Source organism: Devosia rhizoryzae, from assembly GCF_016698665.1.
In the GTDB taxonomy this organism is placed as follows: Bacteria; Pseudomonadota; Alphaproteobacteria; order Rhizobiales; family Devosiaceae; genus Devosia; species Devosia rhizoryzae.
Genome location: NZ_CP068046.1, coordinates 316431 through 342933, shown reverse-complemented (window position 1 = coordinate 342933; position 26503 = coordinate 316431). Strand labels below are relative to the sequence as shown.

Genomic DNA, 26503 nt, shown 5'->3' with positions numbered 1-26503 from the left:
AAAGGCGGCGTTATGATCACCCTTTACGACTTCGAACTCTCCGGCAATTGCTACAAGCTGCGCTTGCTGATGAGCATCCTCGACCTGTCCTATGACATCGTTCCGGTCGACTATTTTCCGGGTCGCGAGAACCGGGCCGACTGGTTCTTGCGCCTCAATCCTTTTGGCCAGCTGCCGGTGCTCAAGGACGACGATCTGGTGCTCGCCGATAGCGGCGCCATCCTCGCCTACCTCGCCAAGAAGTATGACCCCAGCGGCCAATGGTTTCCGGATGATCCGGCCGTCACCGCCGAAGTTCTGCGCTGGCACGGCGTGGCCGATGGCATTACCGGCAGCTCCGCCGCTGCCCGGCTGGCGCTGAGCTATGGCCATGACTACGACATCCCCCGCGCCCAGCGCGAAGCGCACCGGATCTTCCGGCTGATGGACGAGCATCTGTGGTTCGGCGAAAAACAGGGCCGCGACTGGCTCTGTTCACCCGCGCATCCCACCACCGCCGACATAGCCTGCTTCCCCTATGTCATGCTTTCGGAAGAAGGCGGCATCGCCCGCCAGGACTACCCAGCCCTCCGCCGCTGGACCGACCGCGTCCGCCGCGTGCCGGGCTTCGTCGTCATGTCCGGCATTTTTCCGGCAGGGCGGGCACTGTCATAAAGCAACCCGCCAAAGGCGCATTCGTTGGCCTGGTCAGCAGAGGAGTTGCCCATGACCGACCGCAACGAGACCACCGAAGCCAATGAAGAGGCCAACCGCGAGTTCAACAAGGGCGGTACCGTGCCCTCGAGCAAGCCGGAAGAAGCCGAAACCATCCAGGACGTGAACGAGGCCGCCGATGCCGAATTCAACGGCGAAGACGTCAAGCCCGGCTTCGGCAATCGCGTCGGCGGGCTCAGCGGTTCATCCGACTAATCCGTTGGCGGGTAACGGTGCTCGCCGCCCTGCCAGTCGCGCACCGTAAAACAGCCATCGCCGCCACTGATATTGGCGGCGTTGATCGGCGCCTTTCCGTGGCCCCCCGGAATGTCGAGCACGTAGACGGGCTGGCAGAGGCCCGATATGCGTCCGCGCAGCGCTGACACCAATGCCTGCCCTTCCTCGATGCCGAGGCGGAAATGCGCCGTGCCCGGCGCGAGGTCGGGGTGGTGCAGGTAATAGGGCCGAATGCGGTTTTCGACGAAGCCGCGCATCAGCGCCGCCAGCGTTTCGACACTGTCATTGATGCCGCGCAAAAGCACGGTCTGGCTGATCAGCATGACCCCGGCTTCAATCATCCGATCGAATGCCGCGGTCGCCGCTTCCGTCAACTCGCGCGGATGGTTGGCGTGCACGGCAAGGTAGGTGGTCTTGCCGCTGGCCTTGAGCGCCGCGATCATTTCGGCATCGATGCGCTCGGGTTCGACCACCGGCACACGGGTGTGGAAGCGCACGATTTTGATATGCGGGATGCGAGCCAGCCGCTCGGTTATGGCGCGTAGCCGCCGCGGCGACAGCACCAGCGGATCGCCGCCGGTAAGGATCACTTCCCAGATTTCCTCATGCGCCGCGATATAGCCGATCGCTGCGTCCAGTTCCGCCGGCGTCAGCGTCCCCAACCCCTGCGGCCCCACCATTTCGCGGCGGAAACAGAAGCGGCAATAGACCGGGCAGACATGCACCGCCTTGAGCAGCACGCGATCGGGATAGCGGTGAACGATCCCCTCCACCGGCGAATGACTGAGATCCCCGATCGGATCCGCCCGCTCGTCCGGCGTGGTCAGGAGCTCTTGAGCTGTCGGCACGAATTGCCGGGCGATCGGATCATCGGGATCGGTCGGATCGATCAGCGCCAGCATGGCCGGCGTGATACCCACGGCATATTTTTGCGCCACCGCATCGAGCGCCGGATCATCGTCCGCCAGCCCGGCGTTGCGCAACGCGTCCACGCTTTTGATCGCCACGGTCATTCGGCCACCGGCGCCCAAAGCACCGACTCGATCCGCTGTGCACCCGTCGCCAGCATCACCAGCCGGTCGAAGCCCAACGCCACGCCGCTTGCTTCTGGCATGAAGTCGAGAGCCTGCAAGAAATTCTCGTCGATCGGATAGCGCTCGCCATAAATGCGCTGCTTCTCCGTCATCTCCGCCTCAAAACGCCGCCGCTGCTCACCCGCGTCGGTCAATTCGCCAAAACCATTGGCCAGCTCGACACCGCAGGCATAAACCTCGAACCGCTCCGACACGCGCCGGTCCCCCGGCACCCGCCGCGCCAGCGCCGCTTCGCAGGCCGGATAGCGGTCGAGCACCGTGACGCGCCCATTGCCCAATTCGGGCTCGACCTTCTCGACCAGGATCTGCGTAAAAAGATAGCTCCAGCTACGATCTTCCGGCACGCGCATGCCCGCTGCCATCATCTGCCCGGCCAGCGCCTCGCCATCGGGCACGCCATCCTCGTCCATCGTGGCTAAAAGGTCGATGCCGGCAAAGCGCTCGAAAGCATCGGCCACGCTCAGCCTTTGGGCCGGCGCATGCGGATCGCAGTCGCGCCCGCGAAAGCTGAAGCTCTTGGTCATCGTCGTCGCGGCGGCAATGCGGATCAACTCGAGCACATCCTCGATGATCCGGCCGTATGGCTCCCCCGCCCGATACCATTCGAGCATGGTGAACTCCGGATGATGCAGTGCCGACCGTTCCCGATTGCGCCAAACATGCTGGAGGCTGGCGATGCGGGTCTCCCCCGCTGCCAAAAGCTTCTTCATCGTGAATTCGGGCGAGGTGTGGAGATACATTTCCCTCTCCACCCCATCATTGCCGATCATCTCCGTGCCAAAGGCATGAAGATGGGTCTCGTTGCCCGGCGATCGCACGAGGCCCGGCGGATCGACGATGATAAAACCATTGTCCAGCATCCACTTGCGCACGTTAATGTCGAACCGGGCCCGCGCCAGGAGGGCCGGCCGACGATCGGCATGGCGATGCGGATGCCACCAGGGCGTCTCCGCCGATGCACTGGGCTGGTTCATCTCGGTTTCTTGCGGTCCGGTCTGGCGAAAGGGCGCGGAATACTGTATCGGGCCCGTCACGAAACGAATTTCGGCGCCCGGTTGGCTCTGCCTAGACCGCGCCAGCACTTGGAACAAGGAAGAAATATGGTCAAGGTCATCGCCTCGTCCCTGCGTAAAGGCCATGTGGTCGAGCAGGATGGCAATCTGCATGTCGTGCTGACGGCCGAAAACGTCCACCCCGGCAAGGGCAATTCGGTGACCAACGTCACCATGCGCCGTATCTCCGACGGCGTGAAGGTGATCGGCCGCTGGCGCACCGTGGAAATGGTTGAAAAGGCCGATGTCGATGACCGCGTCTATGACTACCTTTATTCCGATGGCGAAGGCCACCACTTTATGGAGCCGGAAAACTACGAGCAGCTCGTGGTGGGCGACGACGTCATCGGCGACCAGAAGGCCTATCTCACCGACGGCATGAAGGTGCACCTGATGACCCATGAGGGCGTCGCGCTCTCCATGGAACTGCCGCAGCGCATGACCTTCGAAATCACCGAGACCGAACCGGTGGTGAAGGGCCAGACGGCCTCCTCGTCCTACAAGCCCGCCGTGCTCAACAACGGCCTCCGCGTCATGGTCCCGCCCCATATCGACGCCGGTACCCGCATCGTTATTCTGACCGAAGACAATTCCTACGTGGAACGCGCCAAGGACTGATCGCCGGGTCGCCTTCGGCGACAAATTCTCCCCAGTGGGGAGAATTTAGGCGATCAGGCCCGGAGAGCTAAGCTCGCAGGGACCAGATGCGCCGCTTACTCGATCTGCCCCCACCCGGCCTCCCCCGTAAGTCGGGGGAGGAGCTCCATCGAGCCCAGCACGCCGGCCTGGCTCCTCCCCCTCCTGAAGGGGGAGGCCGGGTGGGGGCATCTTCTAAGAAAACGGGCCCACCGGGCCCGTTTCCATTTCAGCTTTCGTCCAGCGTCTTGCCCGCGTCGCGCCAGTGTTCGGCGGACCGGTCCGGCGGCGTGCCTTCGGCTAGCCAGCGATCAAACGCCATCTGGCGCTGATGCATGGCTTTGGCGCGGAGCCAATAATCCATCGCTCGCCCCTCCGGGCGACCGTCCTGTTCCCAGAGAAAGTAGGCGGTCTGCCGGATTTGTTCGGCCACAGCGGTGTTTTTCTGCATGGGCGACGCTCAGACGAAAAGGCTTATTCGGCCGCTTCGAGGTTGACCGAAGACTTGGCGAGAGCCGAGAGCTTCTCGTCGGTCGCTTCTTCTTCCTTGAGCGTTTCGAGCAGCAGGTTTAGCGCCTCGGTGTGGCCGAGCTGCTTGGCCCAAGTCGCAAGCGTGCCGTAACGAGCCATCTCATAGTGCTCGACAGCCTGAGCGGCGGAGATCAGGCCGGCATCAAGAGCCTGGGTGCCCTTGTATTCGTCCATGATTTCCTTGCCTTCTTCGATAATGCCGAGAATGGCGTCGCAGGTCTTGCCGCGGGCAGGCTTGCCGATGAGTTCGAAGACCTGCTGCAGTCGCTCGATCTGCTGTTCGGTTTCGGCAGCATGCTGCTCGAAGCCGGCCTTGAGCTCGGCCGACTGGGCAGCCTTGGCCATTTTGGGCAGGGTTTTGAGGATCTGGCGCTCGGCGTAATAGATGTCCTTGAGCGTATCGAGGAACAGATCGTCCAGTTGCTTTTCAGCCATTGTCTTTACTCCGGGAGGAAATTTCGGTGACGCTGGCAGGAAACGGTGCGCACCGAGCGAGGTTCCGCACGCGCCGCAAAGAGAATCGGAGCCTCAGAGGAAGCGGCGGCTAAGCCATTCCATCTGCTGGCGATCCTGAAACGGACCGCCGCCTTCATGGTTGTTGAACTCATATTCCACGATGGTTTTCTCCGTGCCGGCGAACGCCTTGAAGGCCGCGTAAACCGTCGAGGGCGGGCAGACATCGTCCATCATCGCCACGGAAAAGAGCGCGGCCGCCTTGCTCCGGCGCGCAAAGCAGACGCCATCGAAATAGCGCAGCGTTTCAAAAACGGTTTGCGCCTTCTCGCGATGCTGGGCGAGGAAGCGAACGATCTCGAGATAGGGGTCGCGGCCGGCGACGCGAATGGCACGCGGAAAGTCGCACAGAAACGGCACGTCGGGCATCACCGCTTTGACGCGATCATCGATGCCCGCGACGGCGAGCGAAATGCCGCCACCCTGCGAACCGCCGCAAACGGCGACGCGTTCCGCATCGACAAAATCGAGATCGATCAGGGTATCGACCGCGCGCACGCCATCGGTGAAGAGACGCCGGTAGTAATAATCGTTGCGGTCCAGGATGCCCTTGGTCATGACGCCGGGGATCTGGCCGGTGCTGCCGACGGGGTCCGGCGTCGCGCCGGTGCTCCAGCCGCTCCCCTGCCCGCGTGTGTCCATGCGGAAATAGGCAAAGCCCGACACGGCCCAATGCAGTCCCTCATGCGCAAAGCCGCGGCCGCCCCCATATCCCACATACTGCACGACCAGCGGCAGCTTTCTGCTGCGCTCCCGGGGCAGCATCAGCCAGCCCTTGATCGGGTGCCCGCCAAAGCCGGGGAAGGTGACGTCGAAGACTTCGACAAGCTTAAGCGTCGTTTGAGCCGGCACCATGCTGACCTCGCCGCCAAGGGCCCGGGCTTCGGCGATAGTCGAGGCCCAGAACTGGACGAAATCGGCAGGCGTCTGCACCGCGCTTTCATAGGCGTCGATGGCGGGATGGACGAGATCGGGAAAAGGCAAGGCGAACTCCGGCGCAATAGTCTTCTGCCGAGAGTGGCTTGCGCCTTTGCTGCCGTCCAGCCCTAAGCGAACTGGCCTTCGTCGAGCCCCCGAATTTGCGCCAGCACCGCGGCTGCATCCGCAGGCTTGCCGCCCTCGATGGCACGCGTGAGCTGATTAAAGAGCGCTGCCGACTGCTCGCGATAGTCCGCGCCGGCGAGCGCCTTGTCCCGTGTTAGCGCCAGCGCCAAGGTCAGTTCGACCACGCCCAGCACCGAACGCAGCAAGAGATCGTGCCCGGCATCGGCAATCACGGCGTGGACTTCAAGGCATGCCAGACCGAACTGCTCGATGCTGTCGCCTGCCGTTTCCATCTGGTGCACCCAATATTTGAGCAAGCGCACCTGCTCCGCCGTCCGGTGCAGGGCGGCCAGTTCCACCATCGGCGTTTCCATCAAGGTGCGCACGCGAAAAAGGCTTTGGTAAAAGGCTTGATCGGCCGGCGCGTCGAAATGCCAGGCCAGAAGCTGCGGATCGAAGTAATTCCAGCGGCTGCGGGGGGAGACGCGGGTCCCGACCTTTGGTCGCGCCTCGACCAGACCTTTGGCTTCCAGCGTCTTCAGGGCTTCCCGCAGAACGGTGCGGGAAACGCCATACTGCTCCATCATCACCGCATCGCTCGCCAGCACCGAGCCGATCGCGAACTGCCCGGTGACGATGGCATGACCGATTTCGTTGATGACGAAGGTGTGGAAATTCCGTGCAGCGCGCCGCCCGGAAAGGGAACGGATAAGGCTGCCGGTCTCGCTCATCTATGCCCTTCTTAAGCGCTGCGGGCGCCCCGCACGCTTAATGCGACTTCTCTCCCGGTGTCGATGCGGCAAAGATGAGCCGCTGCAACACGATGAACAGGAACAGGAGCCCGCCGATGACGATCTTGGTCCACCAGCTCGAAAGCGTGCCATCGAAGATGATGTAGGTCTGCACCAAGCCCAGGAGCATGACGCCGATAAACGTGCCGAGTACGAAGCCATAGCCGCCGGTCAGCAAGGTGCCGCCGATCACCACGGCACTGATCGCATCGAGTTCGACGCCCACCGCCGCAAGCGGATAACCCGCCGACGTGTAGAGCGAGAAGACAATCCCCGCCAAGGCCGCAAGCACCGAGGACAGCATATAGACGCCCACCGTCGTGCGGGCCACCGGCACGCCCATCAGCGACGCCGAGGTTTCGTTGCCGCCCAGGGCATAGACATAGGAACCGAACTTGGTGCGATGCGCCACCAGCGCGCCGATGATGAAGATGGCGATCATCAGCAAGCCGATAAAGCTAAAACGTCCGCCGCCCGGCACGCGGATCGTAAGTTCGGAGATCCAGGTGTAGAATTCGTGGTTTACAGGAATGGAGTCGCGGGTGATCACCGAAGCGCCACCCCGAGCCAGGAACATGCCAGCTAGCGTTACGATGAAGGCAGGCACCTGAAGGTAATGAATGGCGAGGCCCATGATCCCGCCAAACGCAGCCGCGATTGCCAGCGCCAATGCAAAAGCGGCAAGCGGGTGCCAGCCGGCCAGCGAGATCAGCACGGCAATAAGAACGCCGGTGAAGCCGATCACCGCGCCGACGGAAAGGTCGATGCCGCCGGACAGAATGACAAAAGTCATGCCCACCGCCGTGATGCCCAGGAAGGCATTGTCGGTGAGGAAATTGCCCAGCACCCGGGTCGAGAACATGTTGGGGAACTGGAACACGGCCAAGGCATAGGCGATGGCAAAGATCACCGCCGTGGCAACGAGCGGACGAAGCGAGCGGCTCATTTGCGCGCCTCCGCCTTGGGCAAGCGCACCGGCACGAGACGGGTCGCAAGCGGCGATTGGATAACGAGCACGATAAAGATCAGCCCCGCCTTAACGATAAGATTGAATTCGGGCGGAAAGCCGGAAACGAGGATGCCGGTATTCATGGCCTGGATGATGATGGCGCCAACAACGGCCAGCGGCACCGAGAAGCGCCCGCCAAGCAGCGACGTACCGCCGATCACCACCGCAAGAATGGCATCGAGTTCAAGCCAAAGACCGGCATTGTTGGCGTCGGCGCCGCGAATATCGCCGGCAACGATGATGCCGGCCACGGCAGCGCAGAAGCCCGAGAGGCCATAAACCAGGAACAACAGCATGCGGCTGCGAATGCCGGCAAGGCTCGCTGCTGCCCTGTTGACACCCACGGCTTCGATGAAGAGGCCAAGTGCGGTGCGCCGGATGATCAGCGTCACGACGATCATCAGCACCAAGGCAATCACTGCCGCCATTGGCAGGCCGAGGAATGAGCCTGTGCCGATAAAGATCAGCAGCGGATCGGTGAAGGTAACGATAAAGCCCTCGGTGATCAGCTGCGCGATACCGCGGCCGGCAACCATCAGCACCAGGGTGGCAATGATCGGCTGGATGTCGAGCACGGCGACCAGAAAACCGTTCCACAAGCCGCAGACCAGGCCGACCGCCAGTGCCGCGACAACGGCGACCGGCGCCGGATATCCAGCCACCACCATGGTCGCCGCCACCGCTCCAGCCACGGCCATGATGGCCCCGACCGAAAGATCGACGCCCTTGGTGGCGATCACCCCGGCCATGCCGATGGCGAGGATCGCCACCGGCGCACCGCGATTGAGCACATCGATCAGCGAGCCGAACAGACGGCCGTCCTGCCAGGTGATGCGGAAGAATGGGGGAAACAGGAACCAGTTGATCAGCAGGACGCCGAGGAGCGCCAGAAGCTGCGGGCTGGCGAGGGCGGAAACGACGCGGCGCATCATGCCGGTGGACCTTCGCGATGGTTGGCGATCGCCTGGACGATAACGCCGGGATTGATGTTTTCGCCGGAAAGTTCGGCCACGAGCTCGCGATCGCGCATCACCACGATGCGGGTCGAATAAGCGACGACTTCGTCGAGCTCGGAAGAGATGACGACCAGCGCCAGGCCCTCGTCGCGCAGCCGGTTAATGGTGCGCACGATTTCCGCATGCGCGCCGACATCGATGCCGCGCGTCGGCTCGTCAAGGATCAGGAATGCCGGATCGGTCGCCAGCCAACGCGAAAGGATCGCCTTTTGCTGATTGCCGCCGCTCAGGAGCTTGATCGGCATGTCGAGCGATGCGGCCCGGATATCCATGCTTTCGCCGAAGCGGCCGGCAATCTCGAGCTGCTCGTCGCGGCTAAGCGCACTGAACCAGCCGAGCTTCCCCTGGAGCGCTATGACGATATTCTCGCGCACCGAAAGGTCGCCGAAAATACCCTCGACCTTGCGGTCCTCCGGCAAAAAGCCAAAACCCCTGGCGATCGCATCGGTCGGCCGCGAGATATTGGCCGGCTTGCCGCTGACCGTGACCGTACCCTCGTCGGCACTGTCGGCACCGAACATGATGCGCGCCATCTCCGTACGGCCGGAACCCAAAAGGCCAGCAACGCCGACCACCTCACCCTTGTGGATGGTCAGGTTGAACGGATGCACGCTGCGCTTTTTGCCATAACCCTTAAAGTCGAGCAGCACCTCGCCGAGCGGCCGCGCATCCTCGACGCCAGTCGCGCCGGAAAAAGCGACATCCTTGCCCAGCATGAGCCGCACCACATCGGTGCGCGTCGTGCCATCCAGCGTCCGCGTCTCGATCAGCTTGCCATTGCGCAGAATGGTGACCCGATCGGCAATCGCAAACACCTGGTCAAGGAAATGCGTGATGAAGACGACGGCAAGTCCGCGCGCCTTAAGGTCGCGAATGATCTCGAAGAGCCGCTCGACCTCGTTGCGGTCGAGGCTCGCTGTCGGCTCATCGAGAATAAGGACCTTGCCGGAAAGCTCGACAGCCCGGGCAATAGCCACGATCTGCTGCACGGCTACCGAATGGGCGCCCAGCTCGCTCGCCGGATCAAGGTCGAGCCCATAGCGCTTGAGCACCTCCCGCGAGTCGCGCTCCATCTTGCGCCGATCAACGAAACCGAAGCGCGTGGGTTGGTGACCGAGGAAGAGGTTTTCCGCAACGGAGCGATTGGGCAGGAGATTGACCTCCTGGTAAACCGTGCCGATGCCGTACTTCTGGGCATGCTGTGGGTTGTCGAGCGTCACCGCCACGCCATCGGCCAGCACCTGCCCGCCCGTCGGCTGGTAGGCGCCGGTCAAAATCTTGATCAGCGTGGATTTGCCCGCGCCATTCTCGCCCAGCAGCGCATGCACTTCGCCGGGCAGCAGGCCGAAATTGACATTGTCGAGTGCGACGTGATTGCCGAAGATCTTGACGATCCCGCGCGCTTCAAGCGCGTAAGCCGTATCGTTCATCGCCCCTCCCAAGCCTTGCGGCTTCAACATTGAGTACCCCAACCACAAAGTGTCACCCCGGCGAATGCCGGGGCCCATCCTGAGGTCTCGGGATGGATCCCGGGTCGAGCCCGGGATGACACCGTGGTTGGGATAAGCGCAGTGATAAGCTCTTAGTAGCCCAGACCCTTGCGGCGATCATATTCGCCCTGCGGATCGTTCTCGGCCGTGTAGAGCTTGGACTCGGTGATGATAAACTTTTCCGGTTCGGTGCCATCGGCCCAATAGGCAGCCAGCGCGTCGAGAGCCGGGCCAGCCATGTTCGGGGTCAGCTCGACCGTGGCATTGGCTTCGCCAGCGGCGATGGCGGTGAAGATATCCGGCACGCCGTCGATCGAGACCACCTTGATATCGGTGCCGGGCTTGAGGCCGGCATCCTTGATCGCCTGGATGGCGCCAACGGCCATGTCGTCGTTATGGGCGTAAACCGCGCAGATATCGGCCCCGCCATTAGACGACTTGAGGAAGGCTTCCATGACTTCCTTGCCCTTGGAACGGGTAAAGTCGCCTGTCTGGCTCTGGGTGATCTTGATGTTGGAGGCCGAAGCAATGCCTTCTTCGAAACCCTGCTTGCGGTTGATAGCCGGGCTCGAACCCACTGTGCCCTGCAGTTCGACGACGCTGCAATCTTCGTCGCCAACTTCGTTGACCAGCCACTCACCGGCCACGCGGCCTTCAAGCACCTGATCGGACGCAACCGAGGTCAGGTAGAGGTCTTCCGGCGCATCGATGCCGCGGTCGAGCAGCACGACGGGGATCTCAGCTTCCTTGGCTTCGGCCAGAACGTCGTCCCAGCCCGTTGCGACCACAGGCGCCATGAGGATCGCGTCAACGCCCTGGGCGATGAAGCCGCGGATCGCCTTGATCTGGTTTTCCTGCTTCTGCTGCGCGTCGGCAAACTTGAGGTCCACGCCACGGGCTTCGGCTTCGGAACGGGTGACCGAAGTCTCGGCAGCGCGCCAACCGGATTCCGAACCGATCTGCGAAAAACCGATGACCTTGCCGCTGAGGTCGGCCTGGGCAAAGGCAGCGGTAGACAAGGCAGTAGCGAGGCCTGCCGCGATGGCAAGCTTGGTGATGATGCTCACGATGAAGTCCTCCCAAAAGCCGCCGGGCGTGTTCACCTCGGGCGGTAGGGGGACGCTACATAAAGTACTATTATATGTAAAGTGGCTTCGTGCGAGCGCGGAAAGTAAGCTCAGTGGCGGCTCACATTAGCGCTTTAGCAAGGTGTCTTAACAATCACCTGCTGTCACCCCGGCCTTGAGCCGGGGCCCATCTTGAGATCTCAGGATGGATCCCCGCCTGCGCGGGGATGACACCTTAGCCCGCAACCGTCACCCGAAAATGCTCCAAGACCTTCGCCCCGTCCACATCCGTACAGATCGTCTGCACCGGCCGCCCCGCCCAGGCCGGGTCCCCACCCTTACGCGTTTCCGGCATCTGCGCCGTCTGCCCCGTCGCCAGACCCTCGGTAATGGTCACGATCGGCCCTCGCCGCGTCTCGAACCATTCGGGATGAAGCGCATAGGTCACCGCCAGAAGATCGTGCCCGACCACGCCATTGATGCCCATGATGTTGTTGTAGAAATGGGCGTAATGCTCGCTCATCTTGCGCAGCAGCTCGCCATTGGCGCCCACATCGCGCGACAGCGCCGCGAGATAGTCGGTGTCGAGCACGATATCATGAGTCACGTCGAGCCCCACCACGACCACCGGCCATTCCGCCGCGAACATCTCGTCCGCCGCCACCGGGTCGCCATAAATATTGGCTTCCGCCAGCGGCGTGACATTGCCGCTCCGGCCCTTGTAGCCAAAGGCCCCGCCCATGATGATGACCTGCTTGACCTGTTTTGCGATGCCCGGTTCAGCCCGCAGCGCCAGCGCCAGGTTGGTCATGCGACCCACGGCGATGATCGTCACCTCGCCCGGATTGGCCTTGACGGTATCGATGATGAACTGGCTCGCCACCCGCCCGTCGAGCCCGCCGCGGTCGACCTCGGGAATGTCGATATTGCCCAGTCCGTCGTCGCCATGAACGATCGCCGGCTCCTGCTTTTTGACGCCATCCAGCGTTTCACCCGCGCCCTGCACCACCGGCGCCGAAATGCCGAATTGCTGGCGCAGATAGAGCGCGTTGCGCGTTGTCTTTTCGATGCTGGCATTGCCGACCACCGTCGTGATGCCGAGCAGTTCGATCTGGGGCAGCTTGCTGAGGTAAAGCAGCGCCATCGCATCGTCGATGCCGGGATCGGTGTCGAAAATCACTTTCATCGTTCTGTCCATCTTCTAGAATAGCTCTTGTTGCCCCTGACCTAGCATGCGCCAGCTTGACTATCGACAATTTTTGACCAAACGATCAAATATCGAGCGGAGGGACGGCATGCGGTTCGGTTATAAGGCATCGGCGGAACAATTCGCCCCCAATGATCTTCTGCGCTTCGCCGTTGAAGCCGAACAGGCCGGCTTTGACAGCGTCTGGGTCTCCGACCATTTCCAGCCCTGGAAGCACACCGACGGCCACGCGCCGTTCGCGCCGGGCTGGATGTCCGCCGTTCTCGCCCGCACCGAAAAGATCATTCTTGGCACCTCAGTGCTGACGCCGACCTTCCGGCTTCACCCCACCGTCGTGGCCCACGCCTTCGGCACCATGGGTGCCATGTTTCCCGGCCGCGTGATCCTCGGCGTCGGCACCGGCGAGGGCCTCAACGAAGTGCCCGCCACCGGCATCGAATGGCCAGAGCTCAAGGAACGCTCTGCCCGCCTGCGCGAGGCCATCCGGCTGATCCGCAAGCTCTGGAGCGAAGATCGCGTTTCCTTCGAAGGCGAATACTACAAGACCGTCAACGCCACGATCTATGACAAGCCCGCCGAGCCGGTGCCGATATACATCGCCGCCGGCGGACCGCTCAACGCCAAATATGCCGGCCGCGCCGGCGACGGCTTTATCTGTACCTCCGGCAAGGGCGCCGAGCTCTATACGCAGGAACTCCTGCCCAATGTCGAAATCGGGCGCGCCGAAAGCGAGCTCAAGACCAAGCCCTTCGAGCGCATGATCGAGGTCAAGGTCTCCTTCGACACCGATGCCGATCGCGCCCTCAACGACACCCGCCACTGGGCCGCGCTTTCCCTTTCCGCCGAGGAAAAACACTCCGTGCAGGATGCCGAGGAAATGGAACGCCTCGCCGACGCCCTGCCGATCGAGCGCGTCGCCAAGCGCTGGATCGTCTCCTCCGACCCCGATGAGCACGTCGCCAGGATCCAGACCTATATCGACTACGGCTTCGACCATTTGGTCTTCCACGCCCCCGGCCCCGACCAAAGCCGCTTCCTCGATCTATACGCCCGGGAGATCCTGCCGAGGCTGCGGAGGGTGGTGAAGCAATGACCATTAGGGGCACGCTGTACCCACGCCCACCGGCTGTTACCCCGGCGAAGGCCGGGGCCCATCCCGAGATCTCAAGATGGATCCCGGCTCAAGGCCGGGATGACATTGAGGATGGGGCAGCCATTGCGATCTTTCTGAGGACGCGAGGTTGACATGACTCCCCGCTTTTCCGTCTGGGGCATTACCGGCATCCCGGAAGTCGCCGTGGGTGACGACCTCGTCGCGCTGATCGCCGACGCCGTCGCTGCCCAGGCCGAAACCGATCCGAACCTCGCCCTCCAGGCCGGCGACATCCTCGTCGTCACCTCCAAGATCGTTTCAAAATCGGAAGGCATGCAGGTGCCCGCCGCCGAGCGCGAACGCGCCATTGCCGAGGACACCGTGCGTGTCGTCGCCGAACGCGTACATCCCGGCGGCACGTTCCGGATCGTCGAAACCCGCCAGGGCCTCGTCATGGCCGCCGCCGGCATCGACATGTCCAATGTGCCCGACGGCACCGCCCTTCGCCTGCCACTCGATCCCGACGCCTCCGCGCTTGCGCTCTGCGCTGGCCTGCGCCAGCGGCTCGGCATCGACATCGCCATCATCATCACCGACACTATCGGCCGGGCCTGGCGGGTTGGCCAGACCGACATGGCGATCGGTGCCGCCGGAATGCAACTGACCGACGACCTGCGCGGCGCCGTCGACGCCAATGGCCGCCCTTTGCACGTGACGCAGGCCGTGATCGCCGACGAGATCGCCGGCGCCGCAGACCTCGTCAAAGGCAAGACCAGCAACATTCCCGTTGCCGTCGTTCGCGGCCTCGGCCGCTACGTGCAGGGCCTCGACGCTCCCGGCGCGCGCACCCTCACCCGCACCGGCGACGACGACATGTTTCGCTTTGGCTCCGCCGAAGCCTATCGCCTCGGCTACCAGGCTGCGCTGGCCGAGCTCAAAGCCGCATCCAAGCAGCGTCAGGACTAAACCCATGCGCTTCGCCGCCCTCGCCTTCCTGCTGCTCAGCGCCCCTGCTTTGGCGCAAACCACCTATCCGCTAACGATCGACAATTGCGGCACGAGCGTCACTTTCGACGCTGCCCCCGAGCGCGCCGTCGCCATCAAGTCGACTTCCACCGAACTCTTGCTGTCGCTGGGCCTTGCCGATCGCATCGTCGGCGTCGGCTTCCAGGACGGGCCGCTGCCCGAGGCGCTCCAGACCGATCTGCCGGTGCTTTCCGACAAGCTGCCCAGCCAGGAAGTCATTCTCGAAACCGAACCCGACTTCATCTATGGCGGCTGGGAAAGCAATTTCGCCGCGGACGGCGCCGGAGAACGCCCAACGCTTCAGCAACTCGGCGTCAACACCTATGTCGCCCCCGCCGCCTGCCGCTCGATCAAGCCACCCAAGCTTACCACCGACGTACTGTTCGACGAATTCCGCGAAATGGGCCGCATCTTCGACCGTGACCTCGATGCCGACGTGCTGGTCGAGGGCCAGCGCGCCATGCGCGACCGCATCGAGCCCTATGGCGAGGGCCGCACCGCGCTTTGGTATTCCTCCGGCACCAAAACGCCCTATGTCGGCGCCGGCAACAATGCCCCCGCCGTGGTAATGGAGCTCTTGGGCCTAGAGAACATCTTCGGCGACGTTGACGAAGGCTGGATCTCGGCAAGCTGGGAAGCCGTCGTCGATGCCAATCCCGATGTCATCATCCTCGTCGATGCCGCCTGGAATTCGGCAACCCAAAAAAAACAGCTCCTCGCCGAAAATCCGATCACAAGCAAACTCGACGCGGTCAGAGACGAGCGCTACCTCATCATCCCCTTCCCCGCCTCCGAAGCCGGCGTCCGCACCATCCCGGCGGCGGTGGATATGGCCGAGCAAATGGCCGAGATCAGCTTCGATTGAGCCTTTCGTGAAGTACCCCCTTCCGAGCGCCGCTAAGGGTCCTTCGGACCCAAGCTCTGCTTGCCTTCCCCTCAAGGGGGAAGGTGACACCGCACCCTTCACCCTCCCCCTTGAGGGGAGGGTAGCAGAGCTTAGCCAGAGGCTTAGCGTCGCTAGGGAGGGGGTGTCGGATGCAGCCTTTTCGTTGTGAAGCTTTTGCTATGCTTCCTCCTCATTCTTAGCGCCCTCCTAGCCGTCACCATCGGCCCCGCCGACATCACCCCTGCCGAAGTCTGGACCTCCATCCTCCACCACATCGGCCTCGCCGACGCCCCCGCCTCCCGCCTGCGCGACGCCATCATCTGGGAACTCCGCCTCCCGCGCGTTCTCGTCGCCATGGCTACCGGTGCCGGCCTCGCGCTGTCCGGCACCGTCATGCAGGCGCTCACCCGCAATCCTCTGGCCGACCCCTACCTTCTCGGCCTCTCCTCAGGCGCGGCCCTCGGGGCAGTGCTGTTTCTTCTCGCCGGTGCCGCGCTCCTGATGCCGGTCGGAGCCTTCCTCGGCAGCCTTGGCGCCCTCCTTCTCGCCCTTGCCGTCGCCCGCCTGCTCGGCGGCGCCACCCCCTCGCGCGCCATCCTTGCCGGCATCTGCATCTCAGCCTTGGCGACTGCCGCGACCTCGTTCCTGATCTTCTGGTCTGCCACCGGCGACAGCTATCGCGAAATCCTGAGCTGGCTCATGGGCTCGCTGTCCGGCGCCCTCTGGTCCGATGCCGGTCTCGTCGGCGTGGCCCTGCTGCTCGGCGGCCCGGTCATCCTTTTCAATGCCCGAGCGCTCGATGCCTTTGCCTTTGGCGACAGCGCCGCCGCCGCTCTCGGCATCGACGTCCCGCGCCTGCGCTGGACCCTGCTCGCAGCCACCGCGCTCCTCACCGGCATTATGGTGTCGATCGGCGGCGCCATCGGCTTCGTAGGTCTCGTCGTGCCACACATCGTCCGCCTGGTGCTCGGCGCCCGCCACCGCCTGCTGCTGCCGCAAGCCATGCTGGTCGGCGCCATCTTCATGCTCTGGACCGACACCGCCGCCCGCACCCTGTTCGACCCGCGCGAACTGCCCGTCGGCATCATCACGGCGCTTCTCGGCGCCCCGGTCTTCCTCATCATTCTCCTCCGCTACCGGAGGGTCACGTGAGCCTCCGCGTCGAAAACCTTTCCGTCAGCAAATCCAACAGGCCCATTCTCTCGGGCGTCAGCTTCTCCGCCCCGGCTGGCGCCGTTACCGGCCTCATTGGACCCAACGGCGCTGGCAAATCCACGCTGCTGCAGGCTCTGCTGGGCCAGGCCACTGCCACCGGCACCGCCCATTTTGGTGAGCACGACCTCCGCCACATGCATCGCCGCGATCGCGCCCGCCTCGTCGCCTATGTCGAGCAATCCGCATCCACCGAAGAGCGCCTGACCGTCCGCGACGTCGTCGCCCTCGGACGCATCCCCTTCGAGCCCGCCTGGCAGGCCGAGCCCTCGCCGGTGGACGGGGCCATCATCCAAGCCGCCCTCGCCGAAACCGGCATGACCGCCTTCTCCGAGCGCCGCTTTTCCACCCTCTCCGGTGGCGAGCAGCAGCGCGTTCACCTCGCCCGCGCGCTGGCGCAAGTGCCGCGCCTGCTGCTTCTCGACGAGCCCACCAGCCATCTCGACATTCGCGCCCAGCTGCAACTGCTCTCCCTTTTGCGGCGAAAAGCCGAGACCGGGACGACCATCGTCCTCGCGCTCCACGACCTCAACCTCGCGTCCCGCTACTGCGATCATCTCGTCGTTTTGGCCAACGGACGCCTCAAGACCGAGGGGCCACCGCACTCCGTGCTCACGCCCGCGCTTATGCTCTCAGTTTACGGCGTAAACGCTCACCTCGGTGACAGCAAAGACCCACTCAGGCCTCTCATCGTCTTCGACGACGCCGCGCCGAATCCCGATTGACAATCGCCGTGCCGCCGCACAAATTTTGATCGACTGGTCAAATTTCTGACGGCGGGGGACACATGGAATTCGGCATTACCTTCAAGGGCTTTATCGAAGCGGATCGCGCGCGCTACCTGGTCCGCGCCGCCGAATATGCCGGCTTCTCCTATTGCTGGTTCTATGACAGCCACATTCTCTGGCGCGACTGCTACGCCGCCATCGCCATGTGCATGGAACACACGCAAAACATGCGTTTCGGTCCCCTCGTCACCAACCCGGACGTCCGCGACTGGTCCGTCGCCGCATCGATTTTCGGCTCGCTTTCCAAGCAATCCGGCGGCCGCTTCGACCTTGCGGTCGGACGCGGTGATAGCTCCATGCGCGTCATGGGCAAAAAGCCCGCGACCCTCAAGCGGGTTGCCGAATTCATCGACAAGACCAAGGCCATGGTCCGTGGTGAAGAGGTCTCCTACGGTGAAATTCCAGCTGCCGTACAGTTCCCCTGGGCCGTCGGCCACGAAATGCCGAGCTGGATCGCCGCCTATGGCCCACTAGCCCTCAAGACCGCCGGCGAAAGCGCCGATGGCGTCGTGCTGCAGATCGCCGATCCGGGGCTCTGCAAGTGGTTCACCGACCAGTGCATCGAAGCCGGCCAGGCAGCCGGCAAGGACATGAGCAATTACCGCTCCATGGCCGCCGCCCCCGCCTATTTCGGCGACAAGAAGCGCGCCATTGAGAAGGTGAAGTGGTTCCCGGCCATGGTCGGCAACCACGTCGCCGATATCGTTGAAAAATATGGCTCCGATAGCGACAAGGTCCCGCAAAGCCTTACTAGCTACATCGAAAAGCGCCGCGGCTACGACTACTCGAAGCACGGCCAGGCCGATAACCCCTATCTCGATTTCATCACCGACGACGTCGTCGAAAGCTTCTGCGTTCTCGGCGAACCCGACGAGCACATCAGCAAGATCCACGCGCTGGAAGCCGCCGGCGTAACGCAGTTCAACATCTACCTCGACAGCGGCGACGAAGAAGAAATCATTGCCAATTACGGCCGGCATGTGATCCCGGCGTTCCGGTAAGTTAAAGCCCCCTCACCCGGCCTGCGGCCGACCTCTCCCCCAAGGGAGAGGCGCCGCTCCGCGGCGTTTGGCACTCTTACCTCTCCCTCTGGGGGAGAGGTCGCCGCGAAGCGGCGGGTGAGGGGGCCTACCTGAGCCCCTCAATCGTCCTCGACAAACACTTCCTTGCGCTTGCGCCGGATCGAGGGCAGTACCGCGATAAGCACTGCCGCCACGGCCAGGCCTAGCAGCGTCGCCGAGATCGGGCGTTCGATAAAGATCATCGGATCGCCACGCGAGATGATCATGGCGCGGCGCAGATGCTCTTCCAGCAGCGGCCCGAGCACGAAGCCGAGCAGCAGCGGCGCAGGTTCGCAACCGAAGCGGATCAGCAGGTACCCCACGAGCCCGAAGAAGGCGATGGCGTAGATATCGTAGATGTTCTGGTTAATGGAAAACGTCCCGATACAGGCGAATAGCACGATCGCCGGAAACAGCACGCGATAGGGAATCGACAGCATCTTCACCCATAGCCCCACCAGCGGCAGGTTGAGGATGACGAGCAGGAGATTGCCGATCCACATCGAGGCGATAATGCCCCAGAACAGCGCCGGCTGTTCGTTGATGACGTTCGGTCCCGGCGTGATGCCCTGGAGAATGAAGGCTCCGATCATCAGCGCCATCACCGGATGCGCCGGAATACCCAGCGTCATCAGCGGAATAAAGCTGGTCTGGGCTGCCGCATTATTTGCAGATTCAGGTCCTGCAACGCCCTCGATCGCCCCCTTGCCGAACTCTTCGGGGTGCTTGGAGAGCCGCTTTTCCGCCGAGTAGGAGGCAAAGGACGAAAGGATATGTCCGCCGCCCGGCAGGATACCGAGCACCGAGCCGAGGCCGGTTCCACGCAGGATCGGCCAGATGATGCGGCGGATATCCTCGCGCGTAAGGAAAAGGTTGGTGACCTTCTTCACCCCCACCTCGCGCTCCGTCTCGTTTTCGAGGTTGCGCAGGATTTCGGCGATGCCGAACACGCCCACCGCAACGGCGACGAAGTTGAGCCCGCCAAACATTTCGCGGACGCCGAAGGTGAAACGCGGGGTGCCGGTATAAATGTCCTGCCCGACCATGCCGAGCAACAGCCCGAGCACGATCATCGCCAGCGCTTTGAGGATCGAGCCATGCGCCAGAGCAATCGAGACCAGGAGCCCCAGAACGATCAGCGAGAAATATTCCGGCGCCCCGAAATTGAGGGCCGCACGCGCCAGCGGTGGTGCAAAGGCGGCGAGGATAAAGGTCGCCACCGAGCCGGCAAAGAACGAGCCGATGGCCGCCGTCGCAAGCGCCGCACCCGCCCTGCCCTTGCGCGCCATCTGATAGCCGTCGATGGCTGTCACCGCAGACGAGGACTCGCCCGGCAGGTTGATAAGGATGGCCGTGGTCGAACCACCGTACTGGGCGCCGTAATAGATGCCCGCGAGCATGATCAGCGCTGTTTCCGCATTGAGCGAAAAGGTGATCGGCAACAGCATCGCGATGGTTGCCGTCGGACCGATGCCGGGGAGCACGCCGACCAGCGTCCCGAGCAACACGCCGAGGAAGCAGTAAAGGACGTTGAACGGATCGAGGGCGACCGAGAAGCCTAGCGAAAGCGATGAGAAGAGGTCCATGGCTCAAGCGCCTCCAAACTGCAGCCAGGGTCCGACCAGCGGGATGATCATCCCGAGCCCGACGACGAAGATCAGATAGCAGAGCACGCAAAGGCCGATTGCGATAACCAGCGACGACAGCACCGAATTGCGCGTGCTCGACATGGCGACGGCAAAGGTCGCGATGGTGACGGTGGGCAGAAAGCCAAGGCCACGAACCGTCGCTGCAAAGAAAAGGATCGTGCCCAGCACCAGAACGAAGCCGCGCCACGGCCAGGGCGGCGCTGCATCGTCCGCGCCCTTTCGCAGCCCCTGCGCGGCAACGGCCACGCCCAGCGCCACAAGAATGCCGCCCAACAGCACGGGCATGAAGCCGGGCCCCATGCGGAACGGCGTACCGAATTCGTATTTGAGCGCTTCGATCGCAAAATAGCTGCCGAAGGCGACAAACATCGCCCCCGCGGCAAGATCGTTCCGCGAAACATTGACGGCCATGTCTTCCTCCCGAAGACCGGAATGGAACGGGCGCCGATGACCCGGCGCCCGCCTTATTGTGCTTACTGAGCCGAAACGCCGGCCGCCGAGATGACCTCGCCCCAAAGCCCGATCTGGCTCTCGAGCTGTGCCGCCAGGGCTTCGGGCGTCGCCTGGTCGGCGGCGACCGGCGCAGTGCCGAGCTCGGCAAAGCTGTTGGCGACGCTTTCATCGGCTAGCGCAGCCTGGAGCGATGCGGTCAGGCGTTCGATGATCGCCGGATCGGTGCCAGCCGGAGCGTAAAGCCCGTGCCAGACGGAGAGGTTGAAGTCCGGCACGCCGCTTTCGGCAAGGGTCGGCAGGTCCGGCAGAATGGCGACCCGTTCCGGGGTCGTCACGGCATAGGCCTTGATCTCGCCGGCCTGGATCTGGCTCGTCGTATTGGTGGTCTGGTCGCACATCATGTCGATCTGGCCGCCCAGAAGATCGGTCATGGCAGGGCCCGTGCCCTGATACGGCACTTCGGTCATCTTGACCTCCAGCGCATCCTGCAGCAGCAAGCCGCAGAGCTGGCTAGCAGCACCGATACCGGCATTGCCATAGGTGATGTTCTCGCCGTTTTCCTTGATGAAGGTGATCAGCGCACCAATGTCGGCCGGCTCGAGATCCTTACGCGCCACGACTGTCATCGGCACTTCGGTGACAAGGCCGATGGGCGCAAAGTCGGTCACCGGGTCGAAGGGCAGGCTGGCATAGAGCGCCGGCGCCGTCGACATACCGATATGGTGCAGCAGAAGCGTGTAACCATCATTGGCTGCAGCCGCGACCTGGCCCGCGCCAAGCGTACCGCCAGCGCCGCCGACATTCTGCACCACGACCTGCTGGCCCAGATCTTCGCTCATTGCGGCGGCGACCAGGCGGGTCACGGTGTCGGTCGGGCCGCCCGCAGCGAAGGGCACGACGATGGTGACGGGCTGGCTGGGGTATTCCTGGGCAAAAGCGATGCCGCTAAGTGCCGATACGGCGACGAGGCCGGCCGCGAGTTTGGTGACGATGGATTTCATTATGTTTTCCTCCCGAAAGGTTAGCCCACTAGGGCTAGACCAAGCTTTGCAAAGCCCATGCCAAGTTCGAAACGCAAGGCAGATATGCATTTGCCGCGCAGCGTGTTAAAATTTTTGGCAAGAACTTGCCTGCGCTATTCCGCGCCCTGGCGAAATCTTGCCAAGGTGCGCATTTGAGATGGGCCATGCTCAAGTTCCGACGTCGTCAGCTGACCTTCACGGCCATCGGGCTTGCCGTTGTCGCTTTGACCTTCTGGATCGTCTTCGAAGTGACTCTGAGCGCTGCCGTGCGCAGTGCCGGCGAAGGCGCGCAGCGGCGGCTGACGCTATTCGATCGTACCCTCGAAGCCATCATCGAGCGCTTCCATTATCTTCCCGTTGCGATCTCGCAGGCACCCGAAAGCCGGGCAGCGCTGGAGCGCCCCGATGACCCTGCAGCCGTCGAGGCGGCCAATGGCTATCTGAGCAAGCTCAACGAAACCGCGGGCGCGGGCGAAATCTTCCTCATGGAGGAAAATGGCAGCGTCGTCGCCGCCAGCAATTGGTGGACGCTGACCAGCCTCGTAGGCACCAATTATTCCTTCCGCCCCTACTTTGCCGATGCGATGCAGCGTGGCCGCACCGAATATTATGCCTTTGGCATTTCAACGAGCGTTCCCGGCTACTTCCTGTCGCAACGCGTCGATGGTCCCGATGGCCCGATGGGTGTCGCGGTCACCAAGATCAACCTCGGCGAGATCGAAGCCACCTGGTGGCAATCGGGAGAGCTTATCGGCATCACCGACATCAACGACGTGGTGATCCTCTCCACACGTCCCGATTGGCGCTACCGTCCCCTCCAAACCATTCCCCGATCCCAGTTCGCCGGCATTTCGACCCAGCAGCGCTACGGCGAAAACGGCGTCGACAATACCGGCATCATCACCGATCGCTGGTTTTCACGCGGCGCCGAATTTGCCCTCCTGTCCGGCAACGATCCCGAAACCTCCGGCTACTTCGTGCTGCGCGAACTCCGCCTGCCAAAGCACGGCTGGAAGCTCTTGTCGCTAACACCGTTGTCGCCGCTTTATGGCGGCGCCCTCACCATGGCGAGCGCCGCCTCCCTCGCCTGCGCCGCATTGCTTCTGATCCTCGTCTTGTTCGAACAGCGGCGACGCCTCGTGGCCCAGCGGCTTGCCGATCACGAGCGGCTGGAACAGCGCGTGGCGGAGCGCACCGAGGATCTGCATGCCGTCAACGAGCAGCTCCGCGCTGAAATCGCCGACCGGGTGCGTGCGGAACGGGCCGAGCGCGAGGCCCAGCATGGTCTGGTGCAGGCCGCCAAGATGGCGAGCCTCGGCCAGGCGCTTGCCGGGGTAGCCCATGAAGTCAGCCAGCCCGTCGCAGCGCTCACCACTCATCTTGCCAGCGCGCGATTGATCGAGCAGCGGCGCGGTACGGGTGAACTCGGCCCCATCATTGGCGCTATGGACAAGGTCGTTGAACGCCTAGCAACGCTTACCGGTCACCTCAAGATCTTTGCGCGCAAGGAAACGCGCGTGGCCATGGAGGCCGACATCGGTTCTGCCATCGCCAATGCGCTCGACCTGACGGATCACCGCCTCCGTCAGGTCGGCGTCGATATAGAATATCGCCGGCCACGTCCCCCGCTCGCCGTGGCCGCCAACCCGGTCCACCTCGAGCAGGTCCTGATCAACCTCATCGCCAACGCTGCCGACGCAATGGCCGAAACGCCGCTGCGGGTCCTCTCGATCGGCGTCACCGATCGCAACGGCCATATCGAAATCGCCGTGACCGATACCGGCGCCGGCATCACAGCATCGGACCTCTCGTCCCTCTTCGATCCGTTCTTCACCACCAAGCCTGCCGGCAAGGGCCTCGGTCTTGGCCTCTCCATTTCCTATGGCCTCGTGCGGGACAGCGGCGGCACCATCACGGCCCGCTCCTCTCCCGGCCAGGGATCAACCTTCACCATTTCCCTGCCCACAGCCTTTTCTGCCGCCACACGAGTATCCGCATGACCGAGCCCTCCGTCCTGATCATCGACGACGAAGAAATGGTGCGCACGGCGCTCGACCAATGGCTGCGTCTCTCCGGTTTTGCCACGGCCACGGCCGCCAATGTCGGCGAAGCCATGACCGTGATCGACGACAAGCATCCCCATGTGGTGCTGACCGACGTCCGCATGCCCGGCCTTTCAGGCCTCGACCTCCTGCGCTCCATCAACGAGCGCGGCCTTCCCACCGAGGTGATCCTGATCACTGGCCATGGCGACGTTCCAATGGCCGTTGAAGCCATGCGCGCCGGCGCCTTCGACTTTTTGCAAAAGCCCTATGTGCCGGATCAGCTTGTCGCCTCCATCAGCCGCGCCGCGGAGCAGGCACGGCTCAAGCGGGAATTGGCGGATCTGCGACGCAAGCTCGATGGCGGCGAGACCGAATTGGCCACCCGACTCGTCGGCTCCTCTCGTATCATGGAAGAACTCCGTCGCTCTGTGCTCGAGCTGGCCTCGATCCCCGCCGACATCATCGTCCTCGGCGAAACCGGGACCGGCAAGGAAGTCGTCGCCCGTTGCCTTCACGATTTTTCGCCCCGGGCCAAGGGCGCCTTCGTCGCCGTCAACTGCGCTGCCATTCCCGCTGAACTCATCGAGAGCGAATTGTTCGGCCACGAGAGCGGCGCCTTTACCGGCGCTGGCGGCCAGCGCATCGGCAAGTTCGAATATGCCAATGGCGGCACGCTTTTGCTCGACGAAATTGAATCCATGCCGCTCCTGGCCCAAGCCAAGGTGCTGCGCGTCATCCAGGAGCGCGTGGTCGAACGCCTGGGCTCGAACCGGCAGATCCCGCTCGATCTGCGCATCGTGGCGGCGTCCAAGGCCGATCTTGCCGCGGAGAGTCAGGCGGGACGCTTCCGGGCCGATCTTTATTACCGGCTGAACATGGCAGAGCTCCACCTGCCACCGCTGCGGGCCCGAGGCGACGACAGCGTCATCCTTTTTCATCACTTCCTGGCCGATGCCGCCCGCCGCTTCGGTCGGCCCGTACCGAGCCTTCATCCCGCTGACATCAGTGCGCTCCTCTCCCACGCTTGGCCGGGCAATGTCCGTGAGCTCAAGGGAGCCGCTGACCGCTTCGCGCTGGGCCTCGGCGCCACCGGCCGTTCGATCAGCGACATCATTGGCCAACGGGCGCCAATCGCTGCCGGCAACAGCCTGGGAGAACGATTAGCTGCCTACGAGCGTCACGTGATCGAAACCGAACTCGACCGCAACGAGGATTCCATCGCGGCAACGGCCGAAGCGCTGCAGGTGCCGCGACGCACGCTGGCGGAGAAGATGAGCAGGCTTCGCGTACGTCGGTGACCCTGTTTTGGTTCCCTGATCGAAATAATAAATATCTGCGTTTTCCTCGAAACTGGTCTTTCGAACCTTCCGTATCTCTCTTCGTCCCCAGCAAGACGGGACCAAGATTTAAACAGGAAGGAACTCCCCATGATCTCCATTCGTGCTCTGTCTGTTGCTGCCGTTCTGAGCTTTGGCGCCCTCTCCGGCGTTGCTTACGCCCAGGAAAACCCAGAAGTCGGTGGCGCTGCCATGTTCGCCGACAAGAACATCGTCGAGAACGCCGTGAACTCTGCTGACCACACCACGCTGGTTGCCGCAGTCCAGGCTGCTGGCCTCGTCGAAACCCTGTCCGGCGAAGGCCCGTTCACCGTCCTCGCCCCTGTCAATGCAGCGTTTGATGCTCTTCCGGCCGGCACAGTCGAAACCCTGCTGAAGCCAGAAAACAAGGAAATGCTGACCCAGATCCTGACCTGCCACGTGATCCCGGCCAAGGCACTTTCCACCGACATCGTCGGCATGGTTGAAGCCGATGGCGGCGAGCATGTTGTTGACACCGTCGGCGGTTGCAAGCTGACCCTCAAGGCCGACGGCGGCAAGGTCACCGTGACCGACGAAAACGGCACCGTTGCCAACGTCACGATCCCGGACGTCATTCAGTCCAACGGCGTGATCCACGTTATCGACGCCGTTCTGACGCCGAAGTCGTAACCAATCACCGCGCCACAACGAATGGCGCAGTGAAGGAGGTCTTGCCGCCCGCCGGCAAGACCCATGCGCGACCCCCAGCGTTGCCCTCGCGTTGGTGGGACGCGTCTTTCGCCCAGTGTCGTCCGGCTTCTTGCCGGACGGCGCCGGGTTTTTCTTTTAACGGGAGAGACCCATGACCATGACCCGCCGCACCCTGCTTGCCTCCGGCGCCGTTGCCGGACTGTTGACCGCCCTCGGCCTCGCGCGCACGATCAGCGCCGCTGAAGGCGATTTCCCCTTCAAACTTTCCGACGACGAATGGAAGGCAAAGCTCGACCCAGCGGCCTACGATGTCCTGCGTCATGAAGGCACCGAGCGCGCCTTTACCTCGCCTTTAAACGACGAGCACCGCGCGGGCACGTTCCATTGCGCCGGCTGCGACCAGGCTCTGTTTGCCTCCGAAACCAAATTCGACAGCGGCACCGGCTGGCCAAGCTTTTATACCTTCATTCCAGGCGCTATCGGCACGTCCGTCGACGACTCGCTGTTCATGACCCGCACTGAAGTCCATTGCAGCAATTGCGGCGGTCACCAGGGCCACGTGTTCGAAGACGGCCCGCAGCCGACTGGCCTGCGCTACTGCATCAACGGCGTCGCCCTGCGCTTCGCCGCCGCCTGATCTTTCGGGGAACCTCACAGGGGCGGGATCATTGGTCCCGCTCATTATAGGAGGATTTCCGATGTCCCAGAACAGCACCAAAGACCAAGGCTCCAAGGCCGATCCGCAGCTCGACAAGGTCGATACCGGCGGTCACCTGGGCGGCACCGAATTCGGTCAGACCGCCGATGCCAAGACCAAGGATACGCGCGAAGGCGGCGACAAGGCTCGCCCGAATAACGGTTCCAACTAAGCGCGATTGA

28 protein-coding genes are annotated in these 26503 nt (G+C 63.1%); 14 read left to right on the top strand and 14 right to left on the bottom strand.

Features of this window, described 5'->3' with window-relative positions:
- Positions 1-12 precede the first annotated feature (12 nt).
- Positions 13-654, top strand: coding sequence for a glutathione S-transferase family protein (locus tag JI748_RS01690; RefSeq protein ID WP_201634365.1), 642 nt, complete (start codon positions 13-15; stop codon positions 652-654).
- Positions 655-705: 51 nt separating this feature from the next.
- Entirely contained in the window at positions 706-909 is a 204-nt protein-coding gene (locus tag JI748_RS01685; RefSeq protein ID WP_201634362.1) for a hypothetical protein, read from the top strand.
- Here the strand turns inward: JI748_RS01685 and JI748_RS01680 are convergent.
- Both JI748_RS01680 and epmA read right to left on the bottom strand, forming a co-directional pair.
- Entirely contained in the window at positions 906-1943 is a 1038-nt protein-coding gene (locus JI748_RS01680; RefSeq protein ID WP_201634359.1) for a lysine-2,3-aminomutase-like protein, read from the bottom strand. The two genes, JI748_RS01685 and JI748_RS01680, sit on opposite strands and share 4 nt — an antisense overlap.
- Positions 1940-2998, bottom strand: coding sequence for an EF-P lysine aminoacylase EpmA (gene epmA / locus JI748_RS01675; protein WP_201634355.1), 1059 nt, complete (start codon positions 2996-2998; stop codon positions 1940-1942). Before epmA ends, JI748_RS01680 begins: the two co-directional genes overlap by 4 nt.
- Positions 2999-3124: 126 nt before the next feature.
- Here epmA and efp point away from each other — a divergent pair, with 126 nt between their 5' ends.
- Positions 3125-3694 (top strand): elongation factor P, encoded by a 570-nt coding sequence (efp, locus tag JI748_RS01670; RefSeq protein WP_201634352.1) that lies wholly within the window; start codon positions 3125-3127, stop codon positions 3692-3694.
- A 247-nt stretch (positions 3695-3941) separates the two neighbouring features.
- Here efp and JI748_RS01665 read toward each other — a convergent pair whose 3' ends face one another.
- From JI748_RS01665 to JI748_RS01625, 9 genes are all read right to left on the bottom strand, one after another.
- Positions 3942-4163 carry a DUF2934 domain-containing protein gene (locus JI748_RS01665; RefSeq protein ID WP_201636950.1) on the bottom strand — a complete coding sequence of 74 codons (222 nt, stop codon included), beginning with the start codon at positions 4161-4163 and terminating at the stop codon, positions 3942-3944.
- Positions 4164-4186: 23 nt separating this feature from the next.
- Positions 4187-4678 carry a YciE/YciF ferroxidase family protein gene (locus JI748_RS01660; protein WP_201634349.1) on the bottom strand — a complete coding sequence of 164 codons (492 nt, stop codon included), beginning with the start codon at positions 4676-4678 and terminating at the stop codon, positions 4187-4189.
- A 93-nt stretch (positions 4679-4771) separates the two neighbouring features.
- A complete protein-coding gene (locus JI748_RS01655; RefSeq protein ID WP_201634346.1) occupies positions 4772-5740 on the bottom strand; it encodes an acetylxylan esterase in 969 nt (322 codons plus the stop codon).
- 62 nt (positions 5741-5802) lie between these two features.
- Positions 5803-6531, bottom strand: a complete 729-nt coding sequence (locus JI748_RS01650) for a FadR/GntR family transcriptional regulator (RefSeq protein WP_201634343.1) — start codon at positions 6529-6531, stop codon at positions 5803-5805.
- Positions 6532-6568: 37 nt separating this feature from the next.
- Complete coding sequence (yjfF, locus tag JI748_RS01645; protein WP_201634340.1) at positions 6569-7537, bottom strand: galactofuranose ABC transporter, permease protein YjfF; 969 nt, start codon at positions 7535-7537, stop codon at positions 6569-6571.
- Positions 7534-8529 (bottom strand): ABC transporter permease, encoded by a 996-nt coding sequence (locus JI748_RS01640; protein WP_201636948.1) that lies wholly within the window; start codon positions 8527-8529, stop codon positions 7534-7536. Before JI748_RS01640 ends, yjfF begins: the two co-directional genes overlap by 4 nt.
- A complete protein-coding gene (locus JI748_RS01635; protein WP_201634337.1) occupies positions 8529-10046 on the bottom strand; it encodes a sugar ABC transporter ATP-binding protein in 1518 nt (505 codons plus the stop codon). The genes JI748_RS01640 and JI748_RS01635 overlap by 1 nt, the downstream gene beginning before the upstream one ends.
- A gap of 152 nt (positions 10047-10198) precedes the next feature.
- Positions 10199-11173: a galactofuranose ABC transporter, galactofuranose-binding protein YtfQ gene (gene ytfQ, locus JI748_RS01630; RefSeq protein WP_407644933.1), complete on the bottom strand. Its 975-nt coding sequence runs from the start codon at positions 11171-11173 to the stop codon at positions 10199-10201.
- A gap of 235 nt (positions 11174-11408) precedes the next feature.
- Complete coding sequence (locus JI748_RS01625) at positions 11409-12359, bottom strand: nucleoside hydrolase (RefSeq protein WP_233280588.1); 951 nt, start codon at positions 12357-12359, stop codon at positions 11409-11411.
- Between the two features lie 109 nt (positions 12360-12468).
- Here JI748_RS01625 and fgd point away from each other — a divergent pair, with 109 nt between their 5' ends.
- The 6 genes from fgd (at position 12469) to JI748_RS01595 (ending at position 18386) form a co-directional block, all read left to right on the top strand.
- Entirely contained in the window at positions 12469-13473 is a 1005-nt protein-coding gene (gene fgd / locus JI748_RS01620; RefSeq protein WP_201634332.1) for a glucose-6-phosphate dehydrogenase (coenzyme-F420), read from the top strand.
- A gap of 153 nt (positions 13474-13626) precedes the next feature.
- Complete coding sequence (gene cofE / locus JI748_RS01615; RefSeq protein ID WP_201634330.1) at positions 13627-14439, top strand: coenzyme F420-0:L-glutamate ligase; 813 nt, start codon at positions 13627-13629, stop codon at positions 14437-14439.
- A gap of 4 nt (positions 14440-14443) precedes the next feature.
- Positions 14444-15364, top strand: a complete 921-nt coding sequence (locus tag JI748_RS01610; RefSeq protein WP_201634328.1) for a putative F420-0 ABC transporter substrate-binding protein — start codon at positions 14444-14446, stop codon at positions 15362-15364.
- A gap of 186 nt (positions 15365-15550) precedes the next feature.
- Positions 15551-16537 carry a putative F420-0 ABC transporter permease subunit gene (locus JI748_RS01605; protein WP_201634326.1) on the top strand — a complete coding sequence of 329 codons (987 nt, stop codon included), beginning with the start codon at positions 15551-15553 and terminating at the stop codon, positions 16535-16537.
- Entirely contained in the window at positions 16534-17322 is a 789-nt protein-coding gene (locus JI748_RS01600) for an ABC transporter ATP-binding protein (RefSeq protein WP_201634324.1), read from the top strand. The genes JI748_RS01605 and JI748_RS01600 overlap by 4 nt, the downstream gene beginning before the upstream one ends.
- Before the next feature lie 62 nt (positions 17323-17384).
- The gene (locus JI748_RS01595) at positions 17385-18386 is read left to right on the top strand and encodes a TIGR03842 family LLM class F420-dependent oxidoreductase (RefSeq protein WP_201634322.1); all 1002 of its coding nucleotides are present in this window, start codon (positions 17385-17387) and stop codon (positions 18384-18386) included.
- Positions 18387-18526: 140 nt separating this feature from the next.
- On the opposite strand, the gene JI748_RS01590 is transcribed toward JI748_RS01595, so the two are convergent.
- The 3 genes from JI748_RS01590 to JI748_RS01580 form a co-directional block, all read right to left on the bottom strand.
- Positions 18527-20032, bottom strand: a complete 1506-nt coding sequence (locus JI748_RS01590; RefSeq protein ID WP_201634320.1) for a tripartite tricarboxylate transporter permease — start codon at positions 20030-20032, stop codon at positions 18527-18529.
- 3 nt (positions 20033-20035) lie between these two features.
- The gene (locus tag JI748_RS01585) at positions 20036-20506 is read right to left on the bottom strand and encodes a tripartite tricarboxylate transporter TctB family protein (protein WP_201634317.1); all 471 of its coding nucleotides are present in this window, start codon (positions 20504-20506) and stop codon (positions 20036-20038) included.
- 62 nt (positions 20507-20568) lie between these two features.
- Positions 20569-21549, bottom strand: a complete 981-nt coding sequence (locus tag JI748_RS01580; protein ID WP_201634314.1) for a tripartite tricarboxylate transporter substrate-binding protein — start codon at positions 21547-21549, stop codon at positions 20569-20571.
- A gap of 185 nt (positions 21550-21734) precedes the next feature.
- Here JI748_RS01580 and JI748_RS01575 point away from each other — a divergent pair, with 185 nt between their 5' ends.
- The 5 genes from JI748_RS01575 (at position 21735) to JI748_RS01555 (ending at position 26493) form a co-directional block, all read left to right on the top strand.
- Positions 21735-23570, top strand: coding sequence for an ATP-binding protein (locus JI748_RS01575; RefSeq protein ID WP_201634311.1), 1836 nt, complete (start codon positions 21735-21737; stop codon positions 23568-23570).
- The gene (locus tag JI748_RS01570; RefSeq protein WP_201634309.1) at positions 23567-24913 is read left to right on the top strand and encodes a sigma-54-dependent transcriptional regulator; all 1347 of its coding nucleotides are present in this window, start codon (positions 23567-23569) and stop codon (positions 24911-24913) included. The genes JI748_RS01575 and JI748_RS01570 overlap by 4 nt, the downstream gene beginning before the upstream one ends.
- A 129-nt stretch (positions 24914-25042) precedes the next feature.
- Entirely contained in the window at positions 25043-25603 is a 561-nt protein-coding gene (locus JI748_RS01565; RefSeq protein WP_201634306.1) for a fasciclin domain-containing protein, read from the top strand.
- A gap of 178 nt (positions 25604-25781) precedes the next feature.
- Entirely contained in the window at positions 25782-26261 is a 480-nt protein-coding gene (gene msrB, locus JI748_RS01560) for a peptide-methionine (R)-S-oxide reductase MsrB (RefSeq protein WP_201636944.1), read from the top strand.
- A gap of 61 nt (positions 26262-26322) precedes the next feature.
- Complete coding sequence (locus tag JI748_RS01555; protein WP_201634303.1) at positions 26323-26493, top strand: hypothetical protein; 171 nt, start codon at positions 26323-26325, stop codon at positions 26491-26493.
- Positions 26494-26503: the final 10 nt, after the last annotated feature.